Origin of the sequence: Enterobacter cloacae complex sp. IR5384, assembly GCF_049237265.1 — a bacterium.
In the GTDB taxonomy this organism is placed as follows: domain Bacteria; phylum Pseudomonadota; class Gammaproteobacteria; order Enterobacterales; family Enterobacteriaceae; genus Enterobacter; species Enterobacter cloacae.
The window spans coordinates 1-10,270 of record NZ_JBMKHJ010000060.1; the positions used below are offsets into that span (position 1 = coordinate 1).

Below are 10,270 nucleotides of genomic sequence, written 5' to 3' on the forward strand. Positions count from 1 at the left end.
AGCAGGCAGGGGATTACGGACAGCTTTGAGCGAGAAGCGGATAAAGTAAATCTATCTCATTTCTGCATTGTGCCAGAAGTAGACATAGGTGAATTAGGTAACCCTAGAGATGCACTTTGAATCAATGATATGAAATGCTGAAAAGGTTATTAACTAATTCAAAATTTGAATAATCAGTTATCTCTTTGAATCGCCACGGGTTTAACAGACACCTCAGAGTCATTTAAGATGGCTTAAAGAGAGGTGCCCATGAGCGGTAAGCGTTATCCCGAAGAGTTTAAAACTGAAGCAGTCAAACAGGTTGTTGATCGCGGTTATTCTGTTGCCAGCGTTGCAACACGTCTCGATATCACCACCCACAGCCTTTACGCCTGGATAAAGAAGTACGGTCCGGATTCTTCCGCTAATAAAGAACAGTCAGATGCTCAGGCCGAGATCCGCCGTCTCCAGAAAGAGCTGAAGCGGGTTACCGACGAACGGGACATATTAAAAAAAGCCGCGGCGTACTTCGCAAAGCTGTCCGACTGAGGTACGCCTTTATCCGTGACAACACCTGTTGCTGGCCTGTTCGCCTGCTCTGTCGGGTGCTGGATGTTCATCCCAGTGGTTTTTACGCCTGGCTTCAGCAGCCGCATTCACAACGCCATCAGGCAGACCTGAGACTGACAGGACAGATTAAACAGTTCTGGCTGGAATCGGGATGCGTCTATGGTTATCGCAAAATCCATCTGGATCTGCGGGACAGCGGGCAACAGTGCGGAGTGAACAGAGTCTGGCGACTGATGAAACGTGTCGGGATAAAGGCTCAGGTCGGATACCGGAGCCCGCGGGCACGTAAAGGCGAGGCCAGTATCGTGTCGCCCAACAGGCTCCAGCGACAGTTCAATCCGGATGCTCCGGATAAGCGTTGGGTAACGGACATAACCTACATCAGGACCCACGAAGGCTGGCTGTATCTTGCCGTGGTTGTTGATCTGTTCTCACGCAAAATTATCGGCTGGTCCATGCAATCCCGGATGACAAAGGACATTGTCCTGAACGCACTGCTGATGGCTGTATGGCGCCGTAATCCCCAAAAACAGGTGCTGGTTCATTCGGATCAGGGCAGTCAGTACACAAGCCATGAGTGGCAGTCGTTCCTGAAATCACACGGCCTGGAGGGCAGCATGAGCCGTCGCGGTAACTGCCATGATAATGCGGTTGCAGAAAGCTTTTTCCAGTTGTTGAAACGCGAACGGATAAAGAAAAAGAGCTACGGAACGCGGGAAGAAGCCCGCAGCGATATTTTTGATTACATCGAAATGTTTTATAACAGTAAGCGTCGGCATGGTTCCAGCGATCAGATGTCACCGACAGAATATGAAAACCAGTATTATCAACGGCTAGGAAGTGTCTAGATTATCCGTGGCGATTCACAGATACAGAGAACGTGAAGGCCTGCCCCTATTAAAGCTATCTTGAGTGATATTCAATGCCACACTTGCGCCGGGTACAAGCTGTTTCACGATCGGTTCGAGGATACGCAGAAGCCAGTCAATATAAACCTGCTCGCCACGCCCCCCGCCATGCCCGTAGTCTCTTGAATTTCGAAGGAGGTAAGGCGGCGAGGTCAGGCAAAGATGAATTTGCTCTGTGATATTGCTGAAGAAGGCATAGGCGTTTCCAAAAACCGATGCCCCAAGAGAAGTTGAGAAACCGACAACACAGAGCTTTTCCCATGACTCGTGTAGGTTTGTTTTCGTCTTAGAGGAGTATCTCCAGACGCCCCGTTTTTCTGGAACGCGTTCGATGACTCCGGCCTGCCGAAGAGTCTGCTGAAACCAGCGTACTTTGTGTTTGACGCCGCTGGTTCTGGTTTTATCTGACCCAAATTCTTTCAGTTCGTGCAATTCGGCATCCGACATGCCAGTTTCACGCTGCACTTCGCGATAAAGCTCGTCGTTGCTCAACGGCAATTCGGAGGCTGCGTAGATCCGTGCAATTAAATCCGTAGAAATCGTGCTCATCAGCCATCCTTAATGGAGATGCAGTTTAAATATCGGCCTGATGGTTGGAAGGGGGATTACTAAATCAAACCGATCTGTTTATTTATAGGCTTTGTCAGGTCATGCAGCACAGCTGGGCATGCGCAAAGAGACCCAGTCTTCTTTAGCGGAGACACCTTCAAAAGTTGTACTCAATCAGCCCCAAGATTTTGAAACTCAATGTGCTTTTGCTCACACTCCTCCCTGCCCCACGAGCCCTGCCATTCACAGATGTCCCGGTACTTAATTTCCAGCTTATCCATCTGTGAGAGGTTAGCTGTTGCGAAGTCTGGCCATATGTCGTGCCAGCATGCGTTGTACGTGACGCCTGCTGGTGGGCAATACATCATTGCATCAGCATGGATAATTTCAACGCGAGGATCGTTTGCAAACGAGGCCGCAACGAGGTTAATAACGTCCTGTTCTTTTTCAATTACTGTTACATGGGTTACATCTTCTTTTTGAAGAATGGCGTGAAGCACCATCCCCAGACCAAGACCATTAATGAGCACGCGCCCGGTGGCTCGCTCTAAAAAATCCTGGCAGGTTCTGATCTCCATCGGGGTATTGGACATCACCACATCCCAGCCGTTGGACAAACGCCGATATCTACCGGGCGGGATAAACTCGTCTGTATTACCTGTATACTCGGCACGAAGGGCGAGGCTCATCGCCTTATCTGCGGTAATTTCGAATGTGTCCAGTTTCCAGGTTCCGGACGTGCCGTCTTTAACGGGTAAATCAGAAAAGCAGCTCTTCATCAAGGCAACCAAAATTCCAGTAATGTTGTTACGCTGAACCTATCACAAACCTGCTCTTAATACAGTTATCAGGAGTGACAGCGATCTTTGAGGAATCGTTTAAATCACGGGCATCCTGTAGCGGACGCCCGATATTTAATCAAATGTCGCAGGTGTTAAAGGAAGCGTTGCAAAGTTGCAACGTCTTCTGGAGCAACCTCCACGCAGCTCCTGACACTGTAGTGATTTTCGCCGTTGTAGTCGTAAACCCCACCGTCTTCAAAACTCAGCTGTTCAAGCTCGCCATGGCACTCTGAAATGAGTGCCGTCTGGCAAGCATTTTTCTCACAATCGCTGACGAGTAACCGAACATAGCTATTCTCATGGTCGCCGTTTCGGTTCTGGATTTTAACGATAAAGTGTTTTTCAGACATTTGTGCCTCCAGCACAGTTTGAGGTTAATTTAGCGTTGCCCCGGCTCACCGGGGCAAGAATAAATCAACCCTTAATGAAACTGTGCCCCCAGGTGTTAGGCTTAAATGCCTGCTCTTTGATATATGTTTTCATTACCTTGCAGGTTTTTTTCAGGGCTTTGGTATTGGCATCGGTTACTGAGATAAAATGGCGAGAATAACGGTTTTCCCGGTATTGCTTATCAGCGTTTGGGTCAATTGCTTCGCTTTGCAGGAGTCCTTCGTGCCTGCCAATTACTATTACGTAGTTCATTTCACCTGAAACACGATCCGTGAGTAATTGAATGGAAATATCAGTCGCTCGCGTGGCCTGGCTAGCAGAAATTTTTGCATGTAAGAAAGCTCCCTTTCGAAAGTTGGCCGGAGTCAAACCTGTAATATCCTCGGTGCTAAAATTAAGTGAAGATAGAGTTGAAAATAAATCACAGCTAATGACTTCAGTATTATTAGACATAACCCGGCTCCGCTCATATTCATGTTAAGGTAATTATATCAGGTTGATAGCATTACCTAATAACTTGGTGGCAAAAAGTTGTGGTTTTTGATTAACTAAAATTGATGTTCTCAATACTGCTCAAGAATTCTTTCTTTACACCCGGAGTAAAAGGTATACGTTCAATGTATTTATAAAGCGTCGCAAAGGTTTTGGTTTCAATGTTTCGTGAAATAACATCATCAATCGGGTCTTCGAACATATTAATAAAAACATCAATATGCTGCTCTCCGCTTTCTGAAGCTAAAGAGAGAATACAGACCACTTCAATGTAGCGGTTATCCTGCTCTGCAATGAACAACCAGTGCCCTTCGTTAAAGGCTGGTGCAGCACTGAAGCGTTTTACAACAATTTCTGAAAGAGCATATCCTGCCTGATCCAACAGATTAATAAAGTTGAGTTGAGTTGAAACCACGTCTAACGCTTTCATAAAACCTCCTTTTCATCTGTACTTATTATACTGTTACCCATCCCCCCAGCTAATAACCTCCCAGCAAACTTTCAAAAAAAATACCACCTTTAATTAGAATTGAACACATCCTTTTTAAATAACAAAAAGGATTATGAAACCCACAATGTTTGTGATGTGCCACCAAGGAAAAGTAACTTTTATGTGCTCATAAATCTTATTTCGTATTCACTTTCCTTTGTCTTTCGGTCGTAGATTATCAGGGGAAGCATAAGAAGAATATGTGAGGTTTAAGCAAATGCGGTGATCGGGCATTATAATTTGGTGAGGCTATTATAAGTGGATAAAGATAGTCGTAGGTATAGGATCAGGTTAAATTGCATTTTCCCGGTTGCCTTCCCTGGCCTACCGGTTTCAGCTCAGATACTAAGACCAGCGGTAATACTTAAAATATTCCTCATTTGCAGCTATAAACTCCCTCAAACCGTTCATTAATCCCTTCTCAAACGCTGTCACGATAAACCGGTAACCGTCCAGTGTTTCAATGTAGTAAATACCGCCTGGTGTAATTCCAACATGCAACACCTCGGCTGTCATCATAAACTGGCCTTCCGGAAAATCATGCGAAAGGTAAATGAAACCAGTAGTGGCCGATGCGGGTGTGGCATTCACTAAGACCCCGTTAAACTGCTGCCCGTGCCTCGCCGGTACAAGCTCACTTCCCCTGGTTGACTTATCAAGCAGCCTCTTAACATCTTTTTCTTCTTTTAACGAGGTATAGACCCGCACATCACTGTCATCACCTGGGCGAGAGCCGGTGCCAACATGAGCAAGACGACGGTAAGCACTGCGCATATTAACGTGGCAGGATGCCCCTGCTCTACCCTGAAGCCTTACGCCAAAGTCTTCGCAAAGTAACAAAATCTGACGTAGCTGGTTTTCATGCACGGACGCTGAGAGTGAAAGATTGAAACAGGAAAAGGTCAGTTCTAAAACCTTTTCGCGTTTGTCATTGAAATGAGCTTCCAGCCTGATGACTGGCTTTTCCGACATTGCAAAAGCTTTGTCCGTTACTCTGTACCGGCATTCATCTCCGAAACATTCTTTAACAACGCTGGCTATGACCGTGTCGTGTTCTCCATCTTCCGGAGCTGGCACAAAGATTTCAAATTGTGCCGGTGTATCCGGCTCAAGCAGAACGGGATAGAGACGCGGAGAATTAAGCAAAGCGCATTCAGAATTAATGAGCTTAACCCAGGCGCTTTTGTCGTCCGGATCCTTAAGCTGCTGTCCAAGGTTATCGCAAAAGTCAACTATCTGACGGGTATGCTCATCCGTGACTGCACAGATCAGGTTAAGACCATGCGTGGCCATACGCAGTTCCCGGGTTCGGGACTGGGAATTGATCGACCAGGGGTTAAGTGAAAGCGAAATAGGGCTTATGGAAGGGACGACCGTCTCATTCTGCAAATCTGTAAGCTGGCAGTTCGCAGTAGGCTTCGGGGAAAGGGTACTAAATATGTAACTTGCCTGTTGTTTAGTACTGGCCTGGATATAAAACATCGCGTCCATGCTTGTATCCCGGGATGAAATTGAAAATAGCTTCATTTTTAACCTTAATGGATGAGCGATTTATAGTCATGTGCAGACAAATGAACATTATGTGCGCCATCATTCCATTCAAAGAATAATCGATACTTAGAGTTTACTCGAATGGAGGAATAACGGTTTGACGTCATTCTTAAGCGTTCATAACGCAAGCTGTTGGATAATAACTCCCGCTCACTCTGGACATTATCCAGCGTTTCAAGTCGACACAGAATTGCGTTAATAATTTCAGAAGGAATACCTGCCGTTGTTTTTCCATTACGGAAGAACTTTTCAAGCCGTCTGTCTTTAAATGAATGGATCATAGTTCCTCCGTAATAATTGACCTTAAAATTAAATTAAAAGGGCTTTGAATTAATGAATACCTAAAATGCGGGCGGCAACTGCCAGCTGCTTATCACTTAACTGACGCTGGTGGGTTAAAGAAGACTTAAGGCTTTCCAGAAAATTATTACTACTGGATTGTTGGGTGATTGCATCAACCATTTTTTGATGAGACCTGCACCATGCTGTGAACGCAGAACTGTGGGCGCTTTCAGTCCTTAAACGCTCGTCTTGCAGGGATGCTGACACTTTGCGGGCAGCTTGCGCATTAATGCGGTACAGCGCATTCAGCGTGTAAGCAGTACGGGTCGTTTCGAGGCTGTAACCCGTGGCTTTACAAGCCATACAGCGACTTCTATAAAAATGCTTACGCTCTCCCCGCCCATTGCATTTATCGCAAACAATACGAAAAGTATATTCCGCAGTACCTTTTACAGAATCAACACAGCGGATTTTTGCGCTGGAGATTTCAATTCCACTGCGATCATAATATTTGGTCATAATGTGATTCCTCCGGTTAGTTCTGGAGTAATCATGACAGAATGAATCTACTGGCTAATAACCTGAGAGTAAATATTTTAAAAAAACATTGAGAGAGGGTCTGCAAATTTATACACGAAGGATTCAAATATAATTTGTTTAAAAAATTAAGAGCATTCTGAAGTAAAATTGCATCAAAAAGCATTCATGGATAAATCATGTACTGGTGCCAGCGATTTAAACGAGGACATTGTTCCGGTGTAATTACACAGTTTAGCATCATAGATTATAACCAAAAGGAAGGAGTCCTTCCCGTCTCGGGAATATTACTTTCCCGTTTGCAGTTTAAGAGACACTTAATGAGAAAGTAATAATTAAGTCATGCTCAACTCTACATTTTACATTGAGGATGGCGTAACAGGGTACGGCATACTACCGTACCCTTGTGTAGGGTTTATGTTTGAGGGAATTCTATAGCAAATGTGGCCGTGCCAGATTGACCACTTACAGCGGGAGTAACGGGATATGTGCGCTCTTCACCATTACCAAGATCCAGTGACAGCGATTTAGTTTCACCAGGCTGGACCGTAACTCCGGCAACCGTAACGCCGAACTGGGCGTTTTTCTGAACAGTCAGGGTTCCGTTTAACTGTCCGGTAATGATAGAACCGTCCTGACGACGCAACACACTGGTTCGGATGATGGCCAGCGGCGTGTTGTCCGTTGCTTTCAGTGCTACGGCTGTGGCCAGCGTCTTGAGATTATCCAGCATAATCAGGTTAGCTGGCTGGTAGGTAAAATTAAGCGTTTTAGTGGTCCGGTTACCTGATTCGTCAATAGCCAGAGCCTCCAGATGATACATCTGTCCCGATTCGTCAGTATTGGGGAAGATTCTGGGGTATTCAGGAATAAAGACATCCTTGGATAGCGGCGTGAATGCAAGGGTGACCTTTTCAGAGTTAGGTCCACCAGCGAGCTGAAGCGATATCAGGGAAGCATCCCCAGAGGCATCAGTAACGCTTATGCGTAGGTTCTCAAGCCCTTTAACCAGTTTTCCTTCTGCGTCTGCGCCATTAAAGCTGAACGCAATAACCGGAAGCGTTGAGTCAATTTTCAGCGGTGCATTAAGCGTTTTGGTTCCTGTGTTTCCAACAAGATCCGTGGCAGACACGCTAACAACCGTATAATCCCCGTCCGGTAGACCAGCGTATGAGAAAGTGGCGTTTTTGGTTTTATAATCGCTTTCACTGACAGTCACAGGCTTCAGGGTGAAAGTTTCCCCCCGGGCATTTTTAAGGGTGGCTTCGAAAACTTTGGTATCCCAGTAGCTGATGTTCCAGGCGTTGACGCGATCATTATCGGTGGCCGTCATAGTGATTGTCTTGGAGGCCTTGTTTACCTGAGCGACATTAACCACCGGTGGGTTGTTATCCCAGATAACCGTAAAATTACCAGCAAGCGCATCGAATATGCTGTCACCATCTTTTCCCGAGTAAAGATGCAGATACTCAAATCCTTTGTCACTGGTGTAGTTGAAGTTAACCGTCATCTCGCATGAACTTTGTCCGACAGGAATAGTGCAGAACCAGGCTGCATTTTTTACCGTTCTGAACTTTTGCACGTATGGTCGGGGTTCTGCGGTTACCTTTATGCGGCTAATGGTGGCGGTTTTAACGCTGATTGAGGCCTGAGTTAACCACTCACTGGTATCACTCCGGTACATCTCTTTAGCCACTATCTTCGGGGCTATTTCCATCGCCGGGGCTGGAGTGAAGTTGAGGGAGTTATGATGAATTCGTCTTACTCCTCCCGCCAGAGTCTGAAATTCATGATAAGTATCCCCCACATTTGGATATATGTATTTGAAAGTATAGATATTATAAGTGCTATCGGACGTCTGGAAATTCGAGTCCGCCCAGCCATATTTGGAACCGTTAACAGCAGTAAAGTCACTTTTCTTCCTTAATACCCGTACGGAAATAGGGTTCTGGAAGACGGTCATGCCAGACTGATAGGAGACCCATGATCCGGTAGTGGCGTCCTGCACCTGGATGATATCGTCAGGCTTAACCCGATCAATTACGCTTCGGCGGCTTAGTTCGCTCCTGTTTCCCGCTTTGTCATAAAGGTAGATCCCCACTTTATATTCAGAGCGGTTTTCCGGTGCCAGGGCATTGCTGCTTGCGTCGGCGACTTGAACGGTTACGCTACCTTCCACTGTATTAATTTCCGCTGGCTTTTTACGCTCCACTCCAGCGGCATCGGTTATGAAATATTCAGCATTAGCAAGCCCGGAACCTTTATCACTCAGTCCATTAAAGACCAGTGCCTGGACGCTGGCGTACTGCATACCGGCTGGTACTGAAGTGAAGATCGCTTCGCTGCCAAAGTTCCACCCATTTCTCGTATAACTTATGGTACCCGTTGCCGGAGGCGTTCGGTCAATTGCAAGCGGGTAATCCTGCCGGGAGACCTCCTTCCCTTGCAAGTCGGTAATCACCTCTCTGAGGGTGAAGCTATCTTCTCCCATCGCTGGTACGGTCAGAGTCTTGCCGTAATAATCAAAGCCTGTCGAAGATGTGGTACGGTCATCAACGGTAACCAGGCTGCTTTTCGTGCTCCAGATGAGGCTCCCGTCACTTTTCAGCAGACTGAGCGTAATATAACGGTCCAGACCGGAAATAACGGCAACGTCAAAGCTCGTTACCGGATTAATCCATACGGATGCAGGCGATACGGTCTTTTTAACGTTCAGGGTATCTTTAAAGCTGAATTCTGCGATTTCAGCGGAAGCTCCTGCGCTGAAACCTGCAAATGCAATAAGCAGGGCTAGTTTGATTTTCATGGGTTGTCTCCTGATCAGGTTCCCCATGATACTTTTTCAGTGTTCGTGATCTTTTCGGGAAAATAGCTATTTTTGATGTTTTTCTTTTCTGCCCGGCGGGACTTTTTTTGTTTACGTGAATGCAACAAAACCAGAAAAGTTACTTTTTGATAGGGTAAAATTAGGTTTCCCTAATTTCCAGAAGCAAGCGAAAGCAGAACTAGCTTAATAGCCATTAAGAACGCCATACCTATTGATAAATAACGCTCCTTACATTTAATGATTTGAGCATTTAAAAATGAATTAGCGAAAGAATTTTGGTTTGCTTTTTATTGCATGAGTAAAACAGTATTAATAATCCGGAGCCATTAGAACGTACTCTAAAGACTCCGGTATACAGATATCTTGCCAGTAAAAATGGCCTTACTCCTCATCATCCCCCAGCGCTTTTTTGATGGCGCGGCGGCGGGCTGCATCACCTACACGATATCCGACTGAATATACGTCATTCAACCGGCGCAGAATAAGATTTATTTCCTCATCCTGAATGTAGGCAGGTAAACACAGAACCACGTCGCCATCTTCATCATAGACTCGAACAACTTCCTTCTGCCCATCTCGCTCGCGAATAATCTGGACATGCTGAACCCTGGTGTATTCTGGGTTTACGCTCATTTTAAGTATCTCTCTGTAATTGTTGTTACCAGTTAGCTATAAGCCGGATAATTCTGGTATTCAGTGTTCTGCACAGCAATCGCCTGCTCGTGGATCATTGACACTGCCAGGCGCTGATGAATCCCCTAATGATTTTGGTAAAAATCATTAAGTTAAGGTGGATACACATCTTGTCATATGATCAAATGGTTTCGCGAAAAATCAATAATCAGACAACAAG

11 protein-coding genes are annotated in these 10,270 nt (G+C 45.7%); 1 reads left to right on the forward strand and 10 read right to left on the reverse strand.

The annotated features are described in order from the left end of the window. Positions 1-249: 249 nt before the first annotated feature. A protein-coding gene (locus ACOTX3_RS25020; protein WP_088581786.1) for an IS3 family transposase occupies positions 250-1,397 on the forward strand; the annotation gives its coding sequence in 2 pieces (ribosomal slippage) (positions 250-487 and positions 487-1,397; 1,149 coding nt in all). A gap of 15 nt (positions 1,398-1,412) precedes the next feature. Here ACOTX3_RS25020 and ACOTX3_RS25025 read toward each other — a convergent pair. The 10 genes from ACOTX3_RS25025 to ACOTX3_RS25070 all read right to left on the reverse strand — a co-directional run bounded on the left by ACOTX3_RS25025 (position 1,413) and on the right by ACOTX3_RS25070 (position 10,050). Beyond that, on the reverse strand, positions 1,413-2,006 hold the full coding sequence (locus tag ACOTX3_RS25025; protein ID WP_421631656.1) for a winged helix-turn-helix domain-containing protein: 594 nt from the start codon (positions 2,004-2,006) through the stop codon (positions 1,413-1,415). A 170-nt stretch (positions 2,007-2,176) separates the two neighbouring features. Continuing rightward, on the reverse strand, positions 2,177-2,785 hold the full coding sequence (locus ACOTX3_RS25030) for a hypothetical protein (RefSeq protein ID WP_000833775.1): 609 nt from the start codon (positions 2,783-2,785) through the stop codon (positions 2,177-2,179). A gap of 155 nt (positions 2,786-2,940) precedes the next feature. Continuing rightward, complete coding sequence (locus ACOTX3_RS25035) at positions 2,941-3,198, reverse strand: hypothetical protein (RefSeq protein WP_001290639.1); 258 nt, start codon at positions 3,196-3,198, stop codon at positions 2,941-2,943. Between the two features lie 64 nt (positions 3,199-3,262). Then, entirely contained in the window at positions 3,263-3,691 is a 429-nt protein-coding gene (locus tag ACOTX3_RS25040; protein ID WP_000069824.1) for a hypothetical protein, read from the reverse strand. Between the two features lie 91 nt (positions 3,692-3,782). Then, the gene (locus ACOTX3_RS25045; protein ID WP_000645320.1) at positions 3,783-4,160 is read right to left on the reverse strand and encodes a hypothetical protein; all 378 of its coding nucleotides are present in this window, start codon (positions 4,158-4,160) and stop codon (positions 3,783-3,785) included. A gap of 405 nt (positions 4,161-4,565) precedes the next feature. Further along, entirely contained in the window at positions 4,566-5,711 is a 1,146-nt protein-coding gene (locus ACOTX3_RS25050) for a hypothetical protein (RefSeq protein ID WP_000339750.1), read from the reverse strand. Positions 5,712-5,755: 44 nt separating this feature from the next. Then, positions 5,756-6,052, reverse strand: coding sequence for a type II toxin-antitoxin system RelE/ParE family toxin (locus ACOTX3_RS25055; RefSeq protein WP_000581857.1), 297 nt, complete (start codon positions 6,050-6,052; stop codon positions 5,756-5,758). A 49-nt stretch (positions 6,053-6,101) separates the two neighbouring features. Further along, positions 6,102-6,572, reverse strand: a complete 471-nt coding sequence (locus ACOTX3_RS25060) for a hypothetical protein (protein WP_000170639.1) — start codon at positions 6,570-6,572, stop codon at positions 6,102-6,104. 433 nt (positions 6,573-7,005) lie between these two features. After that, on the reverse strand, positions 7,006-9,396 hold the full coding sequence (locus ACOTX3_RS25065) for an Ig-like domain-containing protein (protein WP_000694551.1): 2,391 nt from the start codon (positions 9,394-9,396) through the stop codon (positions 7,006-7,008). Positions 9,397-9,798: 402 nt separating this feature from the next. After that, positions 9,799-10,050 carry a hypothetical protein gene (locus tag ACOTX3_RS25070; RefSeq protein ID WP_000115760.1) on the reverse strand — a complete coding sequence of 84 codons (252 nt, stop codon included), beginning with the start codon at positions 10,048-10,050 and terminating at the stop codon, positions 9,799-9,801. Between the last annotated feature and the right edge of the window lie 220 nt (positions 10,051-10,270).

Excerpts from the sequence above, each read along its gene's own strand:
- ACOTX3_RS25055 (WP_000581857.1), bottom strand. The coding sequence starts at position 6,052 with ATGATCCATTCATTTAAAGACAGACGGCTTGAAAAGTTCTTCCGTAAT.
- ACOTX3_RS25040 (WP_000069824.1), bottom strand. The coding sequence starts at position 3,691 with ATGTCTAATAATACTGAAGTCATTAGCTGTGATTTATTTTCAACTCTA.
- ACOTX3_RS25045 (WP_000645320.1), bottom strand. The coding sequence starts at position 4,160 with ATGAAAGCGTTAGACGTGGTTTCAACTCAACTCAACTTTATTAATCTG.
- ACOTX3_RS25065 (WP_000694551.1), bottom strand. The coding sequence starts at position 9,396 with ATGAAAATCAAACTAGCCCTGCTTATTGCATTTGCAGGTTTCAGCGCA.
- ACOTX3_RS25070 (WP_000115760.1), bottom strand. The coding sequence starts at position 10,050 with ATGAGCGTAAACCCAGAATACACCAGGGTTCAGCATGTCCAGATTATT.
- ACOTX3_RS25050 (WP_000339750.1), bottom strand. The coding sequence starts at position 5,711 with ATGGACGCGATGTTTTATATCCAGGCCAGTACTAAACAACAGGCAAGT.
- ACOTX3_RS25025 (WP_421631656.1), bottom strand. The coding sequence starts at position 2,006 with ATGAGCACGATTTCTACGGATTTAATTGCACGGATCTACGCAGCCTCC.
- ACOTX3_RS25035 (WP_001290639.1), bottom strand. The coding sequence starts at position 3,198 with ATGTCTGAAAAACACTTTATCGTTAAAATCCAGAACCGAAACGGCGAC.
- ACOTX3_RS25060 (WP_000170639.1), bottom strand. The coding sequence starts at position 6,572 with ATGACCAAATATTATGATCGCAGTGGAATTGAAATCTCCAGCGCAAAA.
- ACOTX3_RS25030 (WP_000833775.1), bottom strand. The coding sequence starts at position 2,785 with ATGAAGAGCTGCTTTTCTGATTTACCCGTTAAAGACGGCACGTCCGGA.